This window comes from Streptomyces kronopolitis (genome assembly GCF_050953795.1).
GTDB classification, from domain to species: Bacteria; Actinomycetota; Actinomycetes; order Streptomycetales; family Streptomycetaceae; genus Streptomyces; species Streptomyces kronopolitis_A.
Window position 1 is genome coordinate 5,816,777 of record NZ_CP191850.1, and the last position, 23,114, is coordinate 5,839,890.

Here is a 23,114-nt window from a genome sequence, read left to right on the forward strand (position 1 = left end):
GCCCCACCGCCACCGACCCCGAGGACACCGCATGAACACCCCAGCCGCCGACGGCTTCCGGATGCCCGCCGAGTGGGCCCCGCACACGCGCACCTGGATGGCCTGGCCCGGCCCCAACCTCACCTTCGGCGAGGAGGGCGGGGCGGAGCTGGACCGGGCCCGGCGCGCCTGGGCCGCCGTCGCCCGCGCCGTGCGCCGCTTCGAGCCGGTCACCGTCGTCGCCGGACCGGGGCAGTCCGAGGGCGCTCGGGCACTCCTCGGCGCGGACGTCGCACTCGTCGAACGCCCCCTCGACGACGCCTGGATGCGCGACATCGGCCCCACCTTCCTCACCGACGGCACGGGCCGGCTCGCCGCCACCGACTGGGTGTTCAACGGCTGGGGCGCCCAGGAGTGGGCCCGCTGGGACCGCGACGAGGAGATCGGCGCGCACGTCGCCGAGCTGGCCGGCGCCCGCCGCTACGCCGGCTCACTGGTCAACGAGGGCGGCGGCCTCCACGTCGACGGTGCGGGGACCGTGCTGCTCACCGAGACCGTCCAGCTCGACCCGGGCCGCAACCCGGGCCGGACGAAGGCGGAGGTCGAGGCCGAGGTCCACGCGTACCTGGGCACCACCGAGGCGATCTGGCTGCCGCGCGGACTGGCCGCCGACTACGGGCAGTTCGGCACCCGCGGCCATGTCGACCTCGTCGCCGCCTTCGCCCGCCCCGGCACCGTCCTCGTCCACTCCCAGCCCGACCCCGCCCACCCCGACCACGAGATCTGCACCGAGATCGCCGCGCTGCTGCGCGCCTCGACCGACGCCCGGGGGCGGCGGCTGGAGGTCGTCGAGGTGCCGGCGCCGACCGTCGTCGAGAAGGACGGCGAGCCGGTCGACTACTCCTACCTCAACCACTACCTCTGCAACGACGGCGTGGTGCTGTGCGGCTTCGACGACCCCCGCGACGAGGAGGCGGCCGCGCTCTTCCGCCGGCTCTTCCCCGGCCGGACGGTGACGCTCGTGGACGCCCGTACGATCTTCGCTGCGGGTGGCGGTATCCACTGCATCACCCAGCAGCAGCCGAGGGCCTGAGCCAAAGGCCCGCCCAGCCGACCCCGGAGGTCCCCGTGCCCTCTCCCGCGCGCCGCCCCCGGCGCCGGCTCCAGCAGCCCCGCGAACAGGTCCTGGCCGCGGCGATGGCGACCATCGCCGCGGAGGGCCTGGACCGGCTGACCATGGCCGGACTGGGCCGCGAGGTGGGGATGAGCAGCGGCCACATCCTCTACTACTTCGGCACCAAGGACGAGCTGCTGGTGCAGACCCTCCAGTGGAGCGAGGAGCAGCTCGGCGCCGAGCGCCGGGCCGCCCTCTCCCGCCGTGTCCCGGCCCGCGAACGCCTCGACGCGCTGGTCGGCCTCTACCTCCCCGAAGGCCACCGCGACCCGCGCTGGACCCTGTGGCTGGAGGTGTGGAACCGCTCCCAGAACGCCGACGACGAGACCCGCGAGCGCCAGCTCGACCTGGAGCTGGCCTGGCACCGCGACCTGGTGGCGCTGCTCGTCGAGGGCGCCTCGAAGGGCGAGTTCCGGCCCGTGGACGCCGAGCGCTTCGCCACCCGAACCCGCGCCCTCCTCGACGGCTTCGGCACCCACCTCGTCGTCGGCCTGCCGGGCACGGACCGGGACCAGGTGCTCGGCCATCTGCGGGAGTTCTTCGACGAATCGCTGTCCGTGCCCCGGGACTGACGGGCCGTCGGGCACGGGCGCGGCGCCACCCGCGGCGCCCGCGCCCCACGGGCCGCTACGCCCCCGGCAGGTAGTGGCGGCGGTACAGCTCGACGGCCTGCTCCGGGGGGTGGTTGGGCAGCGCGCTGACCGCGCCGTCCGCCTTGGAGATCACGATGTGGGAGCCGCCCGGGTCCCGCGGATAGGCGGTGGGGTCCGTCCGGGGCGGGAACACCGGGTACACCAGGTAGCCGAGGTCGAATTCGTGGACGTGCAGCGTCGGCTGCTCCCCGTCCGGCCAGACGGCGGGGAAGTGCCCCCGGCCGATCTCCAGCGCCTCCCCGGCACTGGTGGGGACCGGCCGTTGCCCTGCTTGCGGTTGCGGTTCGGACATCTCGCTTCTCTCTTCTCTCGCACGGCCCGGGCCGCGTCCTTGACCGGGTCGCCGGCGCGCCGCGGGCAGCCTCGACGGTGACCCTATGCGGTACGGGTACCCGCGTGCCGTGCGGTCCCCGGCCGGCCCTTCCGCGGCCCCGCCGTGACCGCAAGGCACGCAAGTACGCGCGATCGTTGCGATCGTGACCCTTGCCCACGGCCATCCGGTCCGCGACCTTTAGCGGCTATGGGACGAGAGCAATGGAAAAAGATCTGGGTGGGCTCGGCCGGCAACATGGTCGAGTGGTTCGACTGGTTCGTCTACGCCAGCTTCGCGGTCTACTTCGCCGACTCGTTCTTCCCGAAGGGGAATGACACGGCGAACCTCATGAACACCATGGGGATCTTCGCCGTCGGCTTCTTCATGCGGCCGGTGGGCGGCTGGGTGCTCGGCCGGGTCGGCGACCGCAAGGGCCGCAAGGCCGCGCTGACCCTGACCGTCACGCTGATGTCCGCCTCGGCGATCCTGATCGCGGTGGCCCCCACGTACGGCGTCGCGGGCTACGGCGGCGTGGCCGTGCTGCTGCTCGCGCGGATGCTGCAGGGGCTCTCGGTCGGCGGCGAGTACGCGGCCAGCGCCACCTACCTCACCGAGGCCTCCGCCCCCGGGCAGCGCGGCTTCGCCTCCAGCTTCCAGTACGTGTCGATGACCGCGGGACAACTGCTGGGCCTCGGCCTGCAGATCGTGCTCCAGCGGACGCTGTCCGAGGACGCCCTGCACAGCTGGGCCTGGCGGATCCCGTTCATCATCGGTGCGCTGGGCGCCGCGATCGTCTTCTACCTGCGGCGCAACATGCTGGAGACCGAGGTGTACGCGGCGGACGAGGGCACCCGGGCCGACCCGGCGCGCGGCACCCTCAAGGCGCTGCTGGCCCACAAGCGCGAGGCGTTCCTGGTCATCGCGCTCACCATGGGCGGCACGGTCGCCTACTACACGTACACGACCTACCTCACCAAGTACCTCTCGGGCAGCGCCGGCCTGGACAAGCCGACCGCCTCGCTGGTCAGCTTCTGCGCGCTGTTCCTCTTCATGTGCCTCCAGCCGCTGGCCGGCAAGCTCTCCGACCGGATCGGCCGCCGTCCGCTGCTGATCACCTTCGCGGTCGGCTCGACCTTCCTGACCGTGCCGATCATGACGCTCCTCAAGCACGCCGGCAGCTTCTGGCCCGCCCTGGGGCTGTCGCTGCTCGCCCTGGTCGTGGTCACCGGCTACACCTCGATCAACGCCTGTGTGAAGGCCGAGCTGTTCCCGACCGGCATCCGCGCCCTGGGCGTGGCCCTGCCCTACGCCATCGCCAACGCGCTGTTCGGCGGCACGGCGGAGTACGTCGCCCTGTGGTTCAAGGGCGGCGGCCACGAGTCCGGCTACTACTGGTACGTCGCCGGCTGCGCCGCCGTCTCGCTGGTCGTCTACCTCAGCATGCGCGAGACCCGCACCATCGACCTGCACCAGGTCGGGACCGGCGGGAGCGTGTCCGTGGGGAGGACGCCGCAGCCGGCGCCGGTCGCCGACTGAGCGCACGGCCGGCCGCGTGGACGGTGCGCCCGCATGGTGAGACCGCCGTCCACGCCGACCGGGCTTGTGGCACACTGCGGACCGTGCTCTCGTTCGCCATGATTATTGGCAGCAGGCGCGCCGGTCCGCAGTGACCGCCCCGTACGAACCGAGTACGGCGCGGCCACCGTCGTCCCAGACCCGCGCGCAGACCTCTCGCACCCGCGAGGGGTTTTTTCGTTTCCGGCCCACACCTCACCGGAGGCGGAGCGCGAGGGAGCATGGAGGGGCGGTGGAACCGGTTATTCCGGTAGACCGAGATCCCGACAGGAGCCAGACCAGCATGACGGACGCAGCAGAACCCTCGCCGACCCCCGCTGCCGCGGTGTCCGACGACTTCCACCTCTTCGACACCACGCTGCGCGACGGCGCGCAGCGCGAGGGCATCAACCTCACCGTCGCCGACAAGCTGACCATCGCCCGGCACCTCGACGACTTCGGTGTGGGCTTCATCGAGGGCGGCTGGCCCGGCGCCAACCCCCGGGACACCGAGTTCTTCCAGCGCGCCCGCGCGGAGATCGACTTCCGGCACGCCCGGCTGGTCGCGTTCGGCGCCACCCGCAAGGCCGGTGTGCGCGTCGAGGACGACGCGCAGGTGGCCGCGCTCCTGGAGTCCGGGGCCCCGGTGATCACCCTGGTCGCCAAGTCGCACGTCGGGCACGTGGAGCTGGCGCTGCGCACCACGCCCGAGGAGAACCTCGCGATGGTCCGCGACACCGTCGCCTACCTGCGCGCCCAGGGCCGCCGGGTCTTCCTCGACTGTGAGCACTTCTTCGACGGCTACGCGCTGGACGCGGTCTACGCCAAGCAGGTCGTGCGGACCGCGAGCGAGGCCGGCGCCGATGTCGTGGTGCTCTGCGACACCAACGGCGGGATGCTTCCGGCGCAGGTCACCGCGGTGGTGCGGACCGTCCTCGCGGACACCGGCGCCCGGCTGGGCATCCACGCCCAGGACGACACCGGCTGCGCGGTCGCCAACACGCTGGCCGCGGTCGACGCGGGCGCCACCCATGTGCAGTGCACCGCGAACGGCTACGGCGAGCGGGTCGGCAACTCCAACCTGTTCCCGGTCGCCGCCGCCCTGGAGCTCAAGTACGGGCGCCGGGTGCTGCCCGAGGGCAAGCTCGCCGAGACCACCCGGATCTCGCACGCCATCGCCGAGGTCGTCAACCTCACCCCCTCCACCCACCAGCCCTACGTCGGCGTCTCCGCCTTCGCCCACAAGGCCGGGCTGCACGCCTCCGCCATCAAGGTCGACCCGGACCTCTACCAGCACATCGATCCGGCGCTGGTCGGCAACACCATGCGGATGCTGGTCTCCGACATGGCCGGCCGCGCCTCCATCGAGCTCAAGGGCAGGGAGCTGGGCTTCGACCTCAGCGGCGACCGCGAGCTGGTCGGCCGCCTCGTCGAGCGGGTCAAGGAGCGCGAGCTGGCGGGCTACACCTACGAGGCCGCCGACGCGTCCTTCGAGCTGCTGCTGCGCGAGGAGGTCCGGGGCACGCCGGTGCGCTACTTCACCGTCGAGTCCTGGCGGGCGATCGTCGAGGACCGCCCCGACGGGACGCACGCCAACGAGGCGACCGTGAAGCTGTGGGCCAAGGGCGAGCGGATCGTCGCCACCGCCGAGGGCAACGGCCCGGTCAACGCCCTGGACCGGGCGCTGCGGTCGGGCCTGGAGCGGATCTATCCGGAGCTGGCGCACATGGAGCTGGTGGACTACAAGGTCCGCATCCTGGAAGGCGCCCTGGGCACCGGCTCGATCACCCGCGTCCTGGTCTCCACCGGCGACGGCAAGGGCGAGTGGTCCACGGTCGGCGTCGCGGAGAACGTCATCGCCGCGTCCTGGCAGGCGCTGGACGACGCCTACGCCTACGGACTGCTGCGCGCCGGGGTCGAGCCGCAGGGCTGAGCGCCACCGGGCACGGCATGACCGCGGCCCCGCACGGACCTCCGGGGAGGCCGGTGCGGGGCCGCGGTCATGGGGGAGGGGCGGGTCAGGACTGCGGGGCGGCCTTGACGGCGGAGATGTCGAAGACGAGCTTGACCTTGTCGCTGACCATCACGCCGCCGGTCTCCAGCGCCGCGTTCCAGGTCAGGCCCCAGTCGGAGCGCAGGATCTCGGCGACGCCCTCGAAGCCGACCCGCTCGGCGCCGTAGACGTCGGTGGCCGAGCCGTGGAACTCCAGGTCGATGGTGAGCGGCTTGGTGACGTCCCGCAGGGTGAGGTCACCCGTGAGGCGGTAGCGGTCGCCGGCCACGCGCTCGGCGGCGGTGCTGCGGAAGGTCATCAGCGGGAAGAACTCGGCGTCGAAGAAGTCGGCGCTGCGCAGGTGGCCGTCGCGGTCCGCGATCCCGGTGTCGACGCTGGCGATCTTGACGTCGAGGGAGGCGGTGGAGCGCGAGGGCTCGCTGCCGTCGAGCCGCAGGGCGCCCTCGAAGTCGCCGAACGCGCCGCGGACATTGGTGACCATGGCGTGCCGGACGGTGAAGCCGATGCTGCTGTGCGCCGGGTCGATGGTGTAGTCGCCGGTCAGCGCGGCGAGCCCGGAGTCCGCGTCGAGGACGGCAGCGGCGGCGGGGGCGGTGGTGGCTGCGGCGCCGGGGGTGTCGGCGGTGCGCTTGCGGTGGAACAGAGCCATGGCTCCTCCTCGAAGACGGGGGTCCCGGCACGGGACCGATGTTGTTTAACCTTCAACGAGATTTACCGTAACCCATATCTGGTTCAACATTCAACCTCTCTGGGGGGCGGGCTCCGCCGGACGCCTCTCCGGGGGAGCGGGCTCCGCCGGACGGGTGGCCCGCGGCGCCCCGGCGCGGCCATTGCCGCCCCGCGGAGCCCCGTGCTAGACCATCGGAAACTCCCAAGTGCGCAGCGCCACCGCCCCGTTGACGCCATGGAGAGGACCGACCGTGCCGCCTGCCCCCGTCTCGCCCCGCTGGTCGCCGTCCGGCTGGTCCCGCCGCGGATTCCTCACCGCCGGCGCGGGCCTGCTCGGCCTCCCCGCCCCTCCCGCGCGGGCCCGCCCCGCACCGGCCGCCTCCGCCGCCGCGGCCGGTGACGAGTTCACCGCCCTGCGTGCCCGCTGGTGCGCCCTCACCCTCGGCAGCGGCTTCGACCCCGCCGCCCCGCCGTACGCCGCGGCCCTGAAGGAGACCGGCGCGCTCGCCGGCACCTTCCGGGCGGCCATGCGTCCGGCCGCGGACTCGCTCTGGCCGGACTGCCCCTACGACCCGCCGTCCGGCATCACCCGGAGCTACGGCCGGCTCGCCACCATGGCCCAGGCCCACGCCCAGCCCGGCACCGGCCACACCGGGGACGCCGGGCTCGCCGAGGACGTGCTCACCGGCCTGCGCCACCTCGAAGCCACCGTCTACCGCACCGGCACCACCCGCTACGGCAACTGGTGGGAATGGCAGATCGGCAGCCCCCGCCTCCTCCTCGACACCCTCGCGATCCTCGACGAGCACCTGCCCGGCGGCGTGCCCGGCGACCTGCGCGAGCGCTGCCTCGCCGCCGTCGACCACTTCGTCCCCGACGACGCGCTCGGCGACTACTCCGGCACCAGCACCGGCGCCAACCGCGTCGACCTGTGCCGGGTCGTCGCGCTGCGCGGCGTCCTGGGCCGTGCCCCCGACCGGATCGCGCTGGCCCGCGACGCGCTCTCCCCGGTCTTCCCCTACGTCACCCGGGGCGACGGCCTCTACGCCGACGGCTCCTTCGTCCAGCACACCTGGGTCGCCTACTCCGGCACCTACGGCGCCGTCCTGCTGGACGGCCTGGGGCGGCTGTTCACCCTGCTGGGCGGTTCGTCCTGGCAGGTCACCGACCCGGCGCGGCAGCTCGCCCTCGACAGCGTCGAGCGGGCCTACGCCCCGCTGCTCCACAACGGGCTGATGATGGACAGCGTCAACGGGCGGGCCGTCAGCCGCGGTTACCTGCGCGCCGACGAACGGCAGATCCTGCGCAGCGACCACTACCACGGGCACGCGCTGATCGCCGCCGTCGCGCTGCTCGCCGAGGGCGCGGGCGACGCCGAGCGGGCGCGCTGGCACGCCATGATCAAGGGCTGGACCGCCCGCGACCGGACGCTGCCGGTCCTCACCGACCGGCAGTACACCGTCGCCGACCTCGCCCGCCTGCACGCCATCGCCGACAGCGCGGCGCCCGCCGCCCCCGAGCCCGTCGGCCACCGGCTCTTCCCCGCCATGGACCGCGCCGTCCACCGCCGCCCCGGCTGGGCCGCCTGCCTGGCCATGGCCTCCGACCGGATCACGTACTACGAGAACGGCAACGGCGAGAACCCGCGCGGCTGGCACACCGGCGCCGGCATGCTCTCCTGGTGGGGCGCGGACTTCGGGGGCGACCAGTACACCGACGCCTTCTGGCCCACCGTCGACCCCTACCGGCTCCCCGGCACCACCGTGTCCACCAAGCGGCTGGCCGACAACGAAGGCGGCGGCTGGGGCGAGCCCAAGCCCGCCGCGCGCTGGGTCGGCGGCACCACCGACGGCGAGTTCGCCGCGATCGGCCAGGACCTGCGGGGCCTGTCCTCGACCCTCACCGCCAGGAAGTCCTGGTTCGCCCTCGCGGACTGCCTGGTCTGCCTGGGCGCCGGGATCACCGCCCGCGACGGCGTGCCGGCCGAGACGGTCGTCGACAACCGCTGCCTGGGGGAGCGGGGCACCGCCGCGCTCACCGTCGACGGGGTACGGCAGCCCGGCACGCTCGGCGAGACGCGCTCCTTCCGCCGCGCCCACTGGGCCCACCTCGCCGGCCACGGCGGCTACGTCTTCCCCGGCGGCGCCCCCCTGACGGCGCTGCGCGAGGCCCGCACCGGCTGCTGGCACGACATCAACACCACCTCCTCCACCCGCCCGTTCACCCGCCGCTACCTCACCCTCTGGCACGACCACGGCACCGACCCCACCGACGCCCGCTACGCCTACCTCCTCATGCCGGGCGCCACCCCCCGCGCCCTCGCCGCCCGCGCCGCCGACCGGCACTGGCTGACCGTGCTCGCCAACGACGCCGCCCGGCAGGCCGTCGCCGTCCGCCCGCTCGGCGTCACGGCCGCGAACTTCTGGCGGGCGGGCGCCGCCGGACCGCTCGCCGCCGACGGCCCGGCGAGCGTGCTGGTCCGCGCGGGGCACCGGACGGCGCGGCTGTGCGTGGCCGCCCCGGAGCGCTCCGGGGCGCCGCTGGAGATCACCTGGTCCGGGCCGGTGCGCGCGGTGCTCGGCCACGACCCGGCGATCGAGGTGCTGGCGACCGGACCCGCCCTCCGGCTGCGGGTGGCCCCCGGCACCGCCTGCGCCACCCACACCTGCACGGTCCGGCTGCGCTGACGCCGCCCCCGCCGGCCGGGCGACCCGGCCGGCTCCGGGCGCGCGGGCACTGGTGAGACCCCTACATTTGTCGGTCCCATACAGGCCCGGCGCGGCCCCGCCACCCGAACGGGCGCCGGGGAGCGGTGCACCTACAGCGCGGTTCTGTACTGCCTGCCCACCAAATCGCGTGCGACGTTGTACGAAACCGACATCGGTGCGGGACGCCTCGCACACGTACCGTCGATACATGACCACTGTCGAAGATCTGCCCGCCGGCGCCAACGACGCCCGCGGGCGCGTCGCCGAGCTGCACGCCATCCGCGAGCAGGTCAGGCGGGGCCCCAGCGAGCGGGCGACCGAAGCGCAGCGTGCCAAGGGCAAGCTGACGGCGCGCGAGCGGATCGAGCTGCTGCTGGACGAGGGCTCGTTCAACGAGGTCGAGCCGCTGCGGCGGCACCGCGCGACGGGCTTCGGCCTGGAGGCGAAGAAGCCCTACACCGACGGCGTGATCACCGGCTGGGGCACCGTGCACGGCCGCACGGTCTTCACCTACGCGCACGACTTCCGGATCTTCGGCGGCGCGCTGGGCGAGGCCCACGCCACCAAGATCCACAAGATCATGGACATGGCCATCCAGGCCGGCGCGCCCCTGGTGTCGCTGAACGACGGCGCCGGCGCCCGTATCCAGGAGGGCGTCTCCGCGCTCGCCGGCTACGGCGGCATCTTCCAGCGCAACACCAAGGCCTCGGGTGTCATCCCGCAGATCTCGGTCATGCTCGGCCCCTGCGCGGGCGGCGCGGCCTACAGCCCGGCGCTGACCGACTTCGTCTTCATGGTCCGCGAGACCTCGCAGATGTTCATCACCGGCCCCGACGTGGTGCGCGCGGTGACCGGCGAGGAGATCACCCAGAACGGCCTGGGCGGCGCCGATGTCCACGCCGAGACCTCCGGCGTGTGCCACTTCGCCTACGACGACGAGGTCACCTGCCTGGAGGAGGTCCGCTACCTCCTCTCGCTGCTGCCGGCCAACAACCGGGAGAACCCGCCGTCGGTGCCCTGCGAGGACCCGGCCGACCGCTCCGGCGACGCCCTGCTGGACCTGGTCCCGGCCGACGGCAACCGCCCGTACGACATGCGCAAGGTCATTGAGGAGATCGTCGACGACGGCGAGTTCCTGGAGGTCCACGAGCGCTGGGCGACGAACATCATCTGCGCGCTGACCCGGCTCGACGGCCGCGTGGTGGGCATCATCGCCAACCAGCCGCAGTCGCTGGCCGGCGTGCTGGACATCGAGGCGTCCGAGAAGGCCGCCCGGTTCGTCCAGATGTGCGACGCCTTCAACATCCCGATCGTCACCTTCCTCGACGTGCCCGGCTTCCTGCCCGGCGTCGACCAGGAGCACGGCGGCATCATCCGGCACGGCGCCAAGCTGCTCTACGCGTACTGCAACGCCACCGTCCCGCGGATCTCCCTCGTGCTGCGCAAGGCCTACGGCGGCGCCTACATCGTCATGGACTCGCAGTCCATCGGTGCCGACCTCACGTACGCCTGGCCCACCAACGAGATCGCGGTGATGGGCGCCGAGGGCGCCGCCAACGTCATCTTCCGCAAGCAGATCGCCGAGGCGGACGACTCCGACGCCATGCGCACCCGCATGGTCAAGGAGTACAAGTCCGAGCTGATGCACCCGTATTACGCGGCCGAGCGCGGCCTGGTCGACGACGTCATCGACCCCGCCGAGACCCGCCACACCCTCATCCGCGCCCTGGACATGCTGCGCACCAAGCACGCGGACCTGCCGGCCCGCAAGCACGGCAACCCGCCCCAGTAGCCACCCCGCAACCGCACCAGGCACCACGCCACCGCGACGACGGAGAAGACCGTGACCCCTGTGAACACCGACCGGCGCACCGACTCCATCCGTGTGGAGAAGGGGCAGGCCAGCGAGGAAGAGCTCGCCGCCCTGACCGCCGTCCTGCTCGCCCGCGCCGCCCACCGGCCCGCGGAGATCCCGGCCGGTCCGCGCGCCACCGCCGCCCGCTGGCGCCGCCTCGAGCGCCAGAACGGCTTCCGCGGCGCGACCAGCTGGCAGCGCTGACACCGGCGCACCACCGCCCGCACGAGGCGCCACCGCACGCACGACGGGCCCGCAGCCAGGCGCTGCGGGCCCGTCGTGCGTGTGCGCCCGCGGCCCGCTCGCCCCATCACGCGATATACCGCCGAACACCCGCCATACCGCCGAACAACCGCCGAATCCGCGGGATATGAGGCCACATCGCTTTTCGGACCGGGTGTTCCGGTTTGGCAGGGCGCGGCCGGAATGACGCGTAGATTCGCCCCAACCCTGGGGAGCGGAGCTGCGCGAGGAGCCCCGCCCGTGCTGGCATGCGCTCGTCATTCCTCTCCTGATGTTCCGCGCCGCGGGCCACAGGACGACCGGAAGGAAGAGCCCATGCTCAGCAGGCTCAGTGCTGGTGCCGCAGTGGCATCGTTGCTCCTCGCCGGATCGGCATCCCCCACCACCGCAGCAGGGTTCGGCGACGAACCGCCGACCGGAAAGATCACGATAACCGTGGCCACGGTCAACGGCTCGGGCTGCAGACCCGGCAGCGCCGCCGTCGCCATCGCCCCCGACAACACCGCCTTCACCGTCACGTACAGCGAATACCTCGCCCAGGCGGGCGCCGGCACCAAGCCGACCGACTCCCGCAAGAACTGCCAGATCGCCCTGAACGTGCACGTCCCGCAGGGGTTCACCTACGCCATCGCCCGGGCCGACTACCGCGGCTACGCCTCCCTCGCCCGGGGCGCCAGGGGGCTGGAGCAGGCGGGCTACTACTTCCAGGGCCAGGCACAGACGGCCCGTAAGAGCCACACCTTCGTCGGCGCCTACGACGCCAACTGGCAGACCTCCGACGAGACCGACGTCGACGCGCTCGTGTACGCCCCCTGCGGCGAGGAGCGCTACTTCAACATCAACACCGAGATGCGGGTGGACGCCAAGTCCTCGGACCCCAAGGCCACCAGCTACATGGCCATGGACTCCACCGACGGCAGCATCAACACCGTCTACCACTTCGCGTGGAAGGAGTGCCCCGCCCGCAAGTGAGGCCGCACCGGCCACCGGTCCGCGGAGCAGCGCACGGACCCGTGGCCGGGTATGACGAAGGCCCCCGCACCGGTGAGGTGTGGGGGCCTTTCGTCATACGGCGTGCGGGCGCGGGGCGCCCGGCCGCCGGCTAGCGCAGGCGGGCCATCAGCGCGTGCTCCACGAGCGTGATGAGGGCGCTCTTGGCCTCGCTGCGGTGCCGCGCGTCGGTGATGATGATCGGCGCGTCCGGGCCGATCTGGAGCGCCTCACGCACCTCGTCGGGCGTGTACGGCTGGTGGCCGTCGAAGCCGTTGAGGGCGATGACGAACGGCAGGCCGCTGTTCTCGAAGTAGTCGACCGCGGGGAAGCAGTCGGCCAGCCGCCGGGTGTCGACCAGCACCACGGCGCCGATCGCACCGCGGACCAGGTCGTCCCACATGAACCAGAAGCGGTCCTGGCCCGGCGTACCGAAGAGGTAGAGGATCAGGTCCTGGTCCAGGGTGATCCGGCCGAAGTCCATCGCCACGGTCGTGGTCGTCTTGTCCGGCGCGTGCGTGAGGTCGTCGATGCCCGCCGAGGCGGAGGTCATCACGGCTTCGGTGCGCAGCGGGTTGATCTCTGAGACGGCCCCGACGAACGTGGTCTTGCCCACGCCGAAGCCGCCCGCCACCACGATTTTCGCGGAGGTGGTGGAGCGGGCTGCACCGCTAGAGCTTGCGAAGTCCACTGAGCACCCTTTCGAGCAGTGTCACATCTGGCTGTCCGCCGGCGGTGTCGTCCCCGCCGGGCTGATGGATGGCGACGAGTCCGGCCTCCGCCAGGTCGGCGACGAGGATCCGGGCGACGCCGAGGGGGATGGAGAGTAGCGCGGAGATCTCGGCAACGGACTTGATCTCGCGGCAGAGGTGGCAGATGCGTTGGTGCTCCGGCAGCTGGCCCTGCATCCGGGAGGGGTCGGCGGTCGTGCTGACCAGCGCCTCGATGGCGAGCTGGTAGCGCGGCCGGGTCCGGCCTCCGGTCATGGCGTACGGGCGCACGAGCGGGTTGTTCGCGCCGGTCGAGGCGGGCTCGGGAGCCCGCCGCTGCGGCTGCACCGGCTGGATGCGCGGTGCCTGCGGCTGGTCGTACACCGACGGCTCGTACGGCTGGGAGTCGTACGGCCGGGGCTGCTGCTGGGATCGCGGCGGCTGCTGCGGCTGGGGCCGCTGCCGCCGATGGGTCGGCGCGGACGGGAAGTTGAAGCGGTTGTGATGGGTCTCGCCCACAGGCCCGGACTCCTGTCCGGAACCATACGGGTATCCGCTCGGGGGCGTTGCCACGTCTCCTCCTCCAACTTGCCTGTCTGACGCCGGTCGCGCCACCGAACCATAAGGCGCGGTGGCGGGAAACGCACTGCCTGTTTGTTAGTTGAGAAGGCTGCCCTGCAGTTCTGCGCGCAGGTCCGGCGTCAGTACCGTGCCCGCGCGGTCGACCAGCAGGGCCATCTCGTAGCCGACCAGGCCGATGTCGCACTCGGGGTGTGCGAGCACGGCCAGCGACGATCCGTCGGAGACGGACATGATGAAGAGGAAACCGCGTTCCATCTCCACCACGGTCTGGTTGACGCTCCCGCCTTCGAAGATGCGGGACGCGCCGGAGGTCAGCGAGGTGAGGCCGGAGGCCACCGCCGCCAACTGATCGGCTCTGTCACGAGGGAAGCCCTCGGACATGGCGAGGAGGAGACCGTCCGCGGAGACCACGACCGTGTGGGACACCCCGGGGGTGTTGTCCACGAAGTTGGTGATCAACCAGTTCAGATTCTGCGCCGCCTGGCTCATCGGGCTCACACTAACGCTCCTGATCGTAGGTGCTGCCGGGGCCGTAGCCCTGTTGGTCATTCTGGGGGACCCCGGAAGGGTCCGTGCCGACGTTGCGTCCCTGCTGGACGCCGCGGCGCAGGTTACTCAGCCTGCCGCGGACGTCCTCCGGGGCGCGGGAGACCTGGGGGCCGCCCTGCGGGGTCTGCTCCGCGGCACCTTCGACCAGGTTGGCCTTGGGCACCCGCCGGGGGAGGCCGGAGGAGGTGACTCCGCCCGCCTTCGGCTCGCGCAGCTGCTCCGCCCGCTCCCAGCGCTCGTCGTTGGAGCTGCGCCAGTCGGTACCGTCCTGGCCGGTCTCCGGCGGGCTCCCCTGCTGTTGCACCTGCGGTGCCTGCTGGTCGCGGCCTCCGCGGCGCGGAAGGCCGGCGTCCGTCAGCGGGTGGGCGTCGCTCGGTGTGGGGCCCGGACGCTCGAATGGTACGCGCTCGGGGGCGTCAGCGGGAGCGGCAGTTGCATTCCGGTCAGATTCCGCTTCGGTCCCGAAGTAGCCCTCGAATGCAGGGCGTTCGCTCCACTCGTCCGGCTGGGCCGGCTCGTGGGAGACGTATGGCTGCTGGCCGGTGGTCTCCGCGAAGCCGGAGCCGGGGAACGCCTGGTGCCCGGGGGCCCGGTCGTCGTAGAGCGGTTGATCGGCTTCCGCATATGCCTGGCCGGAGTAGCCCTGTGCCGGACCGGGGAAGTCCTGGTAGTTCTCGGCCGCCGGCACCTCGTCGCGGAAGAGCGGACGGTCACCGCCGACGGGCTGGTCACCGGAGGTCTGCGCCTCCAGCGCGGCCCGGCGCTCCTCGCGGAACAGCGAGCGGCCCACCATGTCCAGGTCCCCGTTGTCCGGGCGACCGTAGCGGCTGTCGTCGAAGCCCAGCTCGGCGGCGGTGCGCTGGCGGTCCTCGTACGCGTCGTGCCGGTCCTCGTAGGCGTCGTGCTGGTGCTCGGGGACGATCCGGGAGACCGTGAAGTCGTCGTCGAACCGCTCCTCGCCGCCACCACCGTGCGTGATCGCCTCGGGCAGCATGACCAGGGACGTGGTGCCCGCCTGCTCGCCGGAGGGGCGCAGCTGCACCCGGATCCCGTGCCGGTCGGCCAGCCGGCCGACCACGAACAGGCCCATCCGCTGGGAGATCGCGGCATCCACGCTCGGCGGGTTGGCCAGCTTGTGGTTGATGTCCGCGAAGTCCTCGGGGGTCAGCCCGATGCCCTTGTCGTGGATCTCGATCATCACCCGGCCGTCGGGCAGCCGGGTCGCGGCCACCCGCACCTTGGTCTGCGGGGAGGAGAACGTGGTGGCGTTCTCCAGCAGCTCGGACAGCAGGTGCACGAGGTCGGTCACGGTGGTGCCGTGGATCTCGCTCTCGGGGACGCCGGTGAGGTCTATTCGCTCGTACGACTCGACCTCACTGATCGCCGCCCGCAGCACGTCCACCAGCGGCACCGGCTGGTTCCAGCGGCGGCCGGGCTCCTCGCCCGCGAGGATGAGGAGGTTCTCGCCGTTGCGCCGCATGCGGGTGGCGAGGTGGTCGAGCCGGAAGAGGCTCTCCAGCTGGTCCGGGTCCGCCTCGTTGTTCTCCAGGTCGGTGATCAGCTCCAGCTGGCGCTCGATCAGACCCTGGTTGCGGCTGGAGAGGTTGGTGAAGATCGCGTTGACGTTGCCCCGCAGCAGCGCCTGCTCGGCGGCGAGCCGGACGGCCTCGCGGTGGACCTGGTCGAAGGCCCGGGCGACCTCGCCGATCTCGTCGGTGGTGGCGATCGGGATGGGCGTCACCCGGGTGTCGACCCGGCCCGGGTCCGTCCGGGAGAGCTGGTCGACCAGCATCGGCAGCCGCTGCTCGGCGATGCCGAAGGCGGCGGTGCGCAGCTGGCGCATGTTGCGGCTCATCCGGCGGGCCATCAGCCCGGCCACGACGAAGGCGATGATCAGCGCGGCGAGCACGATGCCGGAGTCGACGAAGGTCGACTGGCGGGCGTCGTCGGAGATCTGCGCCGCCTCGTTCACGGCCTTGTCCGCCAGGTCCTTCTCGATGGACCGGTACATGTTGAACTTGCCGGTCGCCGAGGCGAAGTAGCTGTCGGAGGTGATGCCGCGGGTGCTCAGGGCCTCCGGCGCCGCGCCGGTGGCGATCAGCGTCGACATCTGGTCGATCGACGGCGGGGTACGGAACGGCCGGCCGGCGGCCTGCGCCTGCTCCTTCGCCTGGGCGATCTTCTGCCGGGCGGCCGACTTGAGCGCGGCGGCGTCCTTGTTCAGCCGGGCGACGTCCTCGGGCGTGCCGCCGGAGGTGTACTCGCCGATGGCGATGCCCTCCAGGTAGCGGTACGACGCGAAGGCGGTCAGCTGCAGCTTGTGCTCCTTGCCGCCCTGCGGGGACGCCGGGTCGACCAGGAGGTGGGTGCCGATGGACCGCTCCAGCGACTCGGCGGCCTTGGCCAGCGAGATGGCGTAGACGGTACGGCCGTAGGAGGTGATGTTGCCGGTGCCCAGGCCGAGTTCGTTGGCGAACTCCATCAGCGGGTGCTGGATCTCGACGTAGCCCTCCTCGGTCTGCACACCGTGCAGCCGCGAGGTGTAGGCGACCTGGCGCAGCTTCTGCAGCTTGGGCTCGACCTTCTCGAAGGAGGTGAGCCGGCGCTTGAGGCCGGGCTTGTCGGGTATGGCCTTGGCGGCATCGTGGAACGTGGTGGCGGCGGCGTCGGTGGCGTCGCGCGCCTCCTGCACGGCCGGGTCGTCCTTCTTGCCCTTCAACAGCGGTGCCGCGGTGCGGTCCCGCTCGTCGATCATGGCGGTGCTGTAGGAGAGCGCGGCCCGCACGAGCTTCGCGGTGTTCTCCGCGTCCTGCGCCTCCTGCCAGGTGGCGAACGAACTGTCCACCCGCAGACCGCCGAATACCAGGGCGAGCAGCACGGGAATCAGCAGAATGGCGTTCAGGCGGGTTGCCACACGCCAGTTGCGCGGGGAGTACTTCCCGCCGCTGACCGGAGGCTTCGCGACCGTATTTTCGGGCGCGTCGGAAGCCGGTACGCCACCTCTGGGTGGCGGGGTGAAGTTGCCCCGCCGCGGTTCCTGCGGCTCGGGGCTCTCCTTGCTTCGCCTCACTCGACCAACAACCTCTCGGCGCCGGCACTGATTTGCTGTGCCGTTTCTTCTGGGCGTTCCTACTCCGGAGTTTCAGCGAATTTCAGCACGTCAGGGCGGTGCGTTCCAAACACTGGGGAAAGCCGGAGCGGGCACGGAAGTGCCTTAGATAAAAGGGGCGTTAAGGGCGAGCCGCGCCAAAGTGCGAGACAAATGTGAGCGCAGCGAAGCCGGGCATGCGCGCGGGGTGTCGAAACCCTCGGGATTCACTGTCGAAACGTTATGAAGCAAATTTGTCGGCGTGTCGAAGGACACAGATCGACTGGGGGATGCCGGGAACCCGCCCGGGGCAGGGTGGCTCGCCCGGGGTCGTGACAACTGCCGTACGGCCCGCGCCGGATGCCGGGCGGGCCGTTTCGGGCGGCTAGCGCAGGCGGGCCATCAGCGCGTGCTCCACGAGCGTGATGAGGGCGCTCTTGGCCTCGCTGCGGGTCCGGGCATCGGTGGTGATGATCGGGGTCCCGGGACCGATCTGCAGCGCCTCACGCACCTCGTCGGGCGTGTACGGCTGGTACCCCTCGAAGCCGTTGAGCGCGACGACGAACGGCAGGCCGCTGTTCTCGAAGTAGTCGACCGCGGGGAAGCAGTCGGCCAGCCGCCGGGTGTCGACCAGCACCACGGCGCCGATCGCACCGCGGACCAGGTCGTCCCACATGAACCAGAAGCGGTCCTGGCCCGGCGTACCGAAGAGGTAGAGGATCAGGTCCTGGTCCAGGGTGATCCGGCCGAAGTCCATCGCCACGGTCGTCGTGGTCTTGTCCTGGACGTGGCTGAGGTCGTCGATGCCCGCCGAGGCGGAGGTCATCACGGCTTCGGTGCGCAGCGGGTTGATCTCCGAGACGGCGCCGACGAACGTGGTCTTGCCCACGCCGAAGCCGCCCGCCACCACGATCTTGGCGGACGTCGTGGCGCGGGTCGTGCCCCCGTCCGATGAGCCGTCAGAGCTTGCGAAGTCCACTGAGCACCCTCTCGAGCAAGGTCACGTCCGGTGTTCCGCCGGCCTCGCCGCTGCCACCGGGCTGGTGGATCGCCACCATGCCGGCCTCCGCCAGGTCCGCGACCAGGATCCGCGCGACGCCCAGCGGGATGTGCAACAGCGCGGAGACCTCGGCGACCGACTTCACCTCGCGGCACAGATGACAGATCCGCTGGTGCTCGGGCAGCAGCCCGGGCAGCTGGGCGGGGTCGGCGGTCGTGCTGACCAGCGCCTCGATGGCGAGCTGGTAGCGCGGCCGGGTCCGGCCTCCGGTCATGGCGTACGGGCGCACCAGCGGCTGGTCACCTTCGTCCCCGTACGGCGCTTGGCTGTAGGCGCCGTACGGGCCGGAAGTGGCAGGTGGCGGGGTCATGGGTCCTCCGGACGGGACAGTGGGACTGTCGTCGGGTTGGGCCGGTGGGGGGTGGCGGCTCGAATGGGTGGGGTGGTGCCGTACGGGCGGCGCTGCGGGCGCCTCAGTGCAGCAGGCTGCCCTGCAGTTCTGCGCGCAGGTCCGGCGTCAGTACCGTGCCCGCGCGGTCGACCAGCAGGGCCATCTCGTAGCCGACCAGGCCGATGTCGCACTCGGGGTGTGCGAGCACGGCCAGCGACGATCCGTCGGAGACGGACATGATGAAGAGGAAACCGCGTTCCATCTCCACCACGGTCTGGTTGACGCTCCCGCCTTCGAAGATGCGGGACGCGCCGGAGGTCAGCGAGGTGAGGCCGGAGGCCACCGCCGCCAACTGATCGGCACGGTCGCGGGGAAAGCCTTCGGACATGGCGAGGAGGAGACCGTCCGCGGAGACCACCACCGTGTGGGACACCCCGGGGGTGTTGTCCACGAAGTTGGTGATCAACCAGTTCAGATTCTGCGCCGCCTGGCTCATCGGACTCAACTAACGCTCCTGCTGGTGAGTGGGATCGACAATGCCGTGGGTGCCGGTGGACGACGTCCCGGCCTGTCGGCCTTGCTGGATACCCCGGCGCAGATTGGTCAGCCGCCCACGGACATCGCTGGGCGACCGCGAGACCTGCGGCCCGTTCTGGTCGGCCTGCTGCTGTGCCGTGCCCGCGACGAGGTTCGCGCGCGGGACCCGGCGGGGCAGCCCGGAGGTGGTGATACCGCCCGCGGCGGGCTGACGGATCTGCTCCGCCTGCCGCCACGTCTCGTCGTTCGGCGAACTGCGCCACTGCGAGGCGTCGGACGGTGCCGGAGCGCCGCCCGCCGGGGTCGGCGAACCGCCGTGTGCGCCGCCGTCCTGCGCGGCCCCCCGCCGCGGCAGTGCGTCGGCCTCGGGCTCGGTGCCCTGCGGCGGCACACCGGCAGCGGCGGCGGCCGGTGTGTTGAACCAGTTGGACTCGATGGTGTCGAAGATCGGCGTACGCCCGTCACCGGGACCGGCGTCCGCGCCGCCGAGCACGTCGGGGGACTGCGCACCGGTGTCCTGCGGCCGCTGCACCGGGAACTGCCCGGTGCTCTGCGGCTCGTCGGCGTACGGCGCACGGTCGGCGTCCGGACGGCCGTACCGGCCGGAGTCGTAGGCACCGCTGTCACCGCCGGGGCGCGGGTACTGCCCGGTGTCGCTGTCGGGACGCGGGTACGGACCCGTGTCACCGTCCGGCCGCGGGTACTGGCCGGTGTCGCTGTCGGGACGCCGGTACTCGCCCGTCCCGTACGAACCGGTCTCGTACGAAGCCGTCTCGTACTGCCCGGTCTCCTGGCGGCCCGTCTCGCGGTCCGGCCGGGGGAACTGCCCCGTGTCGCCCCGCCCGTTGCCCTGCCCGGCCGGACGTCCGCCCTGCGGGTCGCGCCCGCCGCGGGAGCCGTCCGCCGCGGGCGGCGGCGCGTGGAAGTCGGGGCGGGCGAACGCCGCCGTGTCACCGGGGCCGGCGGCGGGCGGCGCGGGCCGCTCGAAGCTGCCGGTGCGCTCCGGCTCCTCGTGGCCGCGCGGTCGCTCCTGGGACTCACGGGGCGTCAGGGGCCAGTCGTCGGACCCGTCGCGCTCACGCCGGGCACCCCAGCTCGTACCGCCCTGCTGCTGGCCGCCCTGGCTTCCCTGGCCGCCCGGGGTCGGACCGCCGGGCAGTTCGGCGGCCGCGCCGCGCGCCGGCAGCTGCGGGCGCTCCTCGCGGCGCGGGGCGCCGGTGGGCGGGGCGACGGTGGGCGCCGGGCCGCTCTCCTGGCCGCGGGTGGGCAGCGAGGGGCGTGCGGCACCGGGGCGTCCGGCGGCCGGGCGGGCGTCGCCGCCCTGCGCCGGGGCGTTCGGGGAGGCACCGGGAGGCGCCGTACGGCCGGACGGGGCCGGGGCACCGAAGGCGTTCGGCGCGCCGCCGCCGGGACCGCCGCGACCGGGCAGCGCGGGGCGCCCGCCGGCCGAGGGGCCCGAACCGACCTGACCGCGCGGCTGGAGCCCGGCGAGCCGGCTGGAGCCGCCGCCACCGAGGTCGCCGGCACCGCCCTTGGCGTTGCTCGGGGCCGGCTTCTTGCCGCCCTGGGCGACATCGACCGGCAGCATGACCAGCGCGGTGGTGCCGCCGGAGTCCGAGGGCCGCAGCTGGATGCGGATGCCGTGCCGCAGGGACAGGCGGCCGACCACGAACAGACCCATCCGCCGCGAGACCGAGACGTCCACGGTCGGCGGGGCGGCGAGCCGCTCGTTGATCGCCGAGAGGTCCTCGGGCGACAGGCCGATGCCGGTGTCGTGGATCTCGACCAGGACGCGCCCGTCGGGCAGCGCGTGGCCGGTGACCTTGACCTTGGTCTGCGGGGAGGAGAACGAGGTGGCGTTCTCCAGCAGCTCGGCGAGCAGGTGCACGAGGTCGTTGACGACCCGGCCCGCGACCTCGGTCTGCGGGACGGCGTTGAGTTCGATCCGCTCGTACTGCTCCACCTCGGAGGCGGCGGCACGCAGGACGTCGACCAGCGGCACCGGCCGGGTCCACCGGCGTCCCGGCTCCTCACCGGCGAGGACCAGGAGGTTCTCACCGTTACGGCGCATGCGGGTGGCGAGGTGGTCGAGCTTGAAGAGCGAGGACAGCTGGTCCGGGTCGGCCTCGCGGGACTCCAGTTCGGAGATCAGCGAGAGCTGGCGCTGGATCAGCCCCTGCGAGCGGCGCGAGAGGTTGGTGAACATCGCGTTGACGTTGCCCCGCAGCAGCGCCTGCTCGGAGGCGAGGCGGACCGCCTCGTGGTGCACGTCGTCGAAGGCCGCGGCCACCCGGCCGATCTCGTCCCGGCTGTGCACACCGACCGACTCGACGGAGGTGTCCACGTCCTGCGGGTCGGACTCGGACAGCTGCTTGACCAGCTCGGGCAGCCGGTCCTGGGCGACCTTCTGCGCGGTGTCCTGCAGCCGGCGCAGCGAGCGGACCATGGAGCGCGCCACGACGAACGCGCCGACCAGCGAGACACCGAGGACGAGCAGGATCAGCGCACCGCTGATGATCGCCGACTGGGTGGCCTCGTTGCGCAGGCCACGGGCCTTCTGCTCCATCTCGGACAGCAGCGTGGTCTCGATCCGCGACATCTCGTCGATCTTGACGGTGTCGGAGTCGTACCAGTCGAGGTAGCGGATGTCCTGGCTGCGGATGCCGGAGCCGCTGGCGAAGGCGCGGTGCGCGAAGGCGACCGCGGCCTTGATCTCGTCGTTGTTGCCGTCCAGACCGCGGGTGAGCGCGCCGGCGTTGTTCGTGTAGATCTGCGAGAAGCGGTCCCGGGCGGCCTTCTCGCTGTCCTCGGCGTTACGGCCGGCCAGCCGGTCGTTGGAGGAGAGCTGCGGGCCGCCGTCGTGGGCGAGGCCGGCGCTGACCAGCGCGCGCTGGATCGACGCGTACTCCTTGGCCGACGAGAACGCCGCCAGCGCACGGGTACTGCGGATCATCTCGGGGTTGCTGGTGGCCTGCGCCATGTCCTGGGAGAGCGACAGCAGCGAGTTGATCAGCTGGTTGTAGCTGGTGACGGTCCGCGCGGTGTTGTCGTCGTCCTTGTAGGCGTTGGCGCGGATCTCGTTGAGGGTGTTGAGCTGGCGGCCGATCTCCAGGACGGTCGCCCGGACACCGGCCATCGTGGCGTCCTGGCCCTGGATGTCGCCGGTGGCCTGGTTGAACTTCAGCTTGGCGCGGTCGGTCTCCTGGCGCGGCGCGATGACGTTCGCGTCGTCCTTGGTGTTGCCGCTGCCGGCCAGCGGACCGGCCGACTTGTCCCGCTCGACCTGCAGCGCGTCGGCGAGCTCGGTGGCCTGCCGGGTCATCTCGGTGAGCAGCTGCATCTTGTCGAGCTGGTCGATGTTGTCCAGCGACGTGGCGATGCGCATGCCGCCCAGCGTGGTCGCGGCGACCACGGGGAGCGCGAGCAGGGAGACCAGACGGGTGCTGATGCGCCAGTTGCGCAGCGCTATTCGCGAACCGGGCCCACCGGGCCCCTTGGACGCCTTGGGCGCCCCGCTGTCCGCGGCGTCGCCGCCCGGCGCCTGGCCGCCCCCGTCGGTGGGCACGGTGCCCCCGCCGGAAGCGTTGTTCTGGGCGCGCTGGGGCGAGGAGCCGCGGTCGGTTCCGCCGCGGAGCTCCGGGTCCGCCGCAGCGCTGCCATCCCTCTTGAAACGTCCCTGCACTAGCGTCGCAACCTCTGGACCAGGCGTCCCGCCGCGGCGGGACGGTGTCGAGTCGTATGGGGGACCGCTGAGTCCCCCATGGCGGTCGTGAGTGACCGGCGGGCTGCTCTCTCCGGCCGAGAGAACGGCACCACCGCGCGGCGCTACGTTGCGCCCTGCGCGCCGGCTGAAACGTGCGGCGGTCCGTGGAATTCCAGCACAGTGCAGGATCTCCAACAAGAGCGGAGCCGCGCACTGTGACTTGGGTGACGCAATGTACGGACCGCGTCACGACTTGTAGAAGTTTCGGGCGTCGATAACGGACTTTTGCCCGCGAGTCGGCCGACCCTGTCCGCTGTCCCAGGTGCGGTGATCGGGCGCGGAACGTGCGCTTCAATCCGCCATTGTCCGATTCGCCCAAGGTTGTTGATCAAGGGTTATGTG

General features: G+C 72.1%; 18 protein-coding genes. 8 read left to right on the plus strand and 10 right to left on the minus strand.

Translation table 11 applies throughout. The annotated features are described in order from the left end of the window. The first annotated feature begins 31 nt into the window (after positions 1-31). Together ACQP17_RS25830 and ACQP17_RS25835 are read left to right on the plus strand one after the other, a co-directional pair. A complete protein-coding gene (locus ACQP17_RS25830; RefSeq protein WP_433858422.1) occupies positions 32-1,072 on the plus strand; it encodes an agmatine deiminase family protein in 1,041 nt (346 codons plus the stop codon). Positions 1,073-1,107: 35 nt separating this feature from the next. Then, on the plus strand, positions 1,108-1,725 hold the full coding sequence (locus tag ACQP17_RS25835; RefSeq protein ID WP_433858423.1) for a TetR/AcrR family transcriptional regulator: 618 nt from the start codon (positions 1,108-1,110) through the stop codon (positions 1,723-1,725). Positions 1,726-1,780: 55 nt separating this feature from the next. Here the strand turns inward: ACQP17_RS25835 and ACQP17_RS25840 are convergent, their stop codons facing one another. Further along, positions 1,781-2,098, minus strand: a complete 318-nt coding sequence (locus tag ACQP17_RS25840; RefSeq protein WP_364884932.1) for a hypothetical protein — start codon at positions 2,096-2,098, stop codon at positions 1,781-1,783. Between the two features lie 228 nt (positions 2,099-2,326). On the opposite strand from ACQP17_RS25840, the gene ACQP17_RS25845 reads away from it, so the two are divergent. Beyond that, a complete protein-coding gene (locus ACQP17_RS25845; protein WP_433858424.1) occupies positions 2,327-3,655 on the plus strand; it encodes an MFS transporter in 1,329 nt (442 codons plus the stop codon). Between the two features lie 322 nt (positions 3,656-3,977). Then, entirely contained in the window at positions 3,978-5,606 is a 1,629-nt protein-coding gene (gene cimA / locus ACQP17_RS25850; protein ID WP_433858425.1) for a citramalate synthase, read from the plus strand. A gap of 85 nt (positions 5,607-5,691) precedes the next feature. Here cimA and ACQP17_RS25855 read toward each other — a convergent pair whose 3' ends face one another. Next, on the minus strand, positions 5,692-6,336 hold the full coding sequence (locus ACQP17_RS25855; RefSeq protein WP_433858426.1) for a YceI family protein: 645 nt from the start codon (positions 6,334-6,336) through the stop codon (positions 5,692-5,694). Between the two features lie 271 nt (positions 6,337-6,607). Between ACQP17_RS25855 and ACQP17_RS25860 the strand changes: the two genes are divergently transcribed. From ACQP17_RS25860 to ACQP17_RS25875, 4 genes are all read left to right on the plus strand, one after another. Continuing rightward, the gene (locus ACQP17_RS25860; RefSeq protein ID WP_433858427.1) at positions 6,608-9,043 is read left to right on the plus strand and encodes a polysaccharide lyase 8 family protein; all 2,436 of its coding nucleotides are present in this window, start codon (positions 6,608-6,610) and stop codon (positions 9,041-9,043) included. 229 nt (positions 9,044-9,272) lie between these two features. Next, a complete protein-coding gene (locus tag ACQP17_RS25865; RefSeq protein WP_381476429.1) occupies positions 9,273-10,856 on the plus strand; it encodes an acyl-CoA carboxylase subunit beta in 1,584 nt (527 codons plus the stop codon). A 60-nt stretch (positions 10,857-10,916) separates the two neighbouring features. After that, the gene (locus ACQP17_RS25870; RefSeq protein WP_433860006.1) at positions 10,917-11,123 is read left to right on the plus strand and encodes an acyl-CoA carboxylase epsilon subunit; all 207 of its coding nucleotides are present in this window, start codon (positions 10,917-10,919) and stop codon (positions 11,121-11,123) included. A gap of 354 nt (positions 11,124-11,477) precedes the next feature. Then, the gene (locus ACQP17_RS25875) at positions 11,478-12,134 is read left to right on the plus strand and encodes a DUF4360 domain-containing protein (protein ID WP_433858428.1); all 657 of its coding nucleotides are present in this window, start codon (positions 11,478-11,480) and stop codon (positions 12,132-12,134) included. A gap of 130 nt (positions 12,135-12,264) precedes the next feature. Here ACQP17_RS25875 and ACQP17_RS25880 read toward each other — a convergent pair whose 3' ends face one another. The 8 genes from ACQP17_RS25880 to ACQP17_RS25915 form a co-directional block, all read right to left on the minus strand. After that, complete coding sequence (locus ACQP17_RS25880; protein WP_073760799.1) at positions 12,265-12,843, minus strand: GTP-binding protein; 579 nt, start codon at positions 12,841-12,843, stop codon at positions 12,265-12,267. Then, positions 12,824-13,435 carry a DUF742 domain-containing protein gene (locus ACQP17_RS25885; protein WP_433858429.1) on the minus strand — a complete coding sequence of 204 codons (612 nt, stop codon included), beginning with the start codon at positions 13,433-13,435 and terminating at the stop codon, positions 12,824-12,826. The genes ACQP17_RS25880 and ACQP17_RS25885 overlap by 20 nt, the downstream gene beginning before the upstream one ends. Positions 13,436-13,519: 84 nt before the next feature. Further along, on the minus strand, positions 13,520-13,933 hold the full coding sequence (locus tag ACQP17_RS25890; protein WP_018087204.1) for a roadblock/LC7 domain-containing protein: 414 nt from the start codon (positions 13,931-13,933) through the stop codon (positions 13,520-13,522). A 10-nt stretch (positions 13,934-13,943) separates the two neighbouring features. Continuing rightward, positions 13,944-17,063 carry a nitrate- and nitrite sensing domain-containing protein gene (locus ACQP17_RS25895; RefSeq protein ID WP_433858430.1) on the minus strand — a complete coding sequence of 1,040 codons (3,120 nt, stop codon included), beginning with the start codon at positions 17,061-17,063 and terminating at the stop codon, positions 13,944-13,946. A gap of 403 nt (positions 17,064-17,466) precedes the next feature. Beyond that, positions 17,467-18,060: a GTP-binding protein gene (locus ACQP17_RS25900; RefSeq protein ID WP_433858431.1), complete on the minus strand. Its 594-nt coding sequence runs from the start codon at positions 18,058-18,060 to the stop codon at positions 17,467-17,469. Continuing rightward, positions 18,041-18,451: a DUF742 domain-containing protein gene (locus ACQP17_RS25905; RefSeq protein ID WP_189099879.1), complete on the minus strand. Its 411-nt coding sequence runs from the start codon at positions 18,449-18,451 to the stop codon at positions 18,041-18,043. Before ACQP17_RS25905 ends, ACQP17_RS25900 begins: the two co-directional genes overlap by 20 nt. Positions 18,452-18,554: 103 nt before the next feature. Beyond that, a complete protein-coding gene (locus tag ACQP17_RS25910; RefSeq protein ID WP_093485348.1) occupies positions 18,555-18,968 on the minus strand; it encodes a roadblock/LC7 domain-containing protein in 414 nt (137 codons plus the stop codon). 9 nt (positions 18,969-18,977) lie between these two features. Next, on the minus strand, positions 18,978-22,691 hold the full coding sequence (locus ACQP17_RS25915) for a nitrate- and nitrite sensing domain-containing protein (RefSeq protein ID WP_433858432.1): 3,714 nt from the start codon (positions 22,689-22,691) through the stop codon (positions 18,978-18,980). Positions 22,692-23,114: the final 423 nt, after the last annotated feature.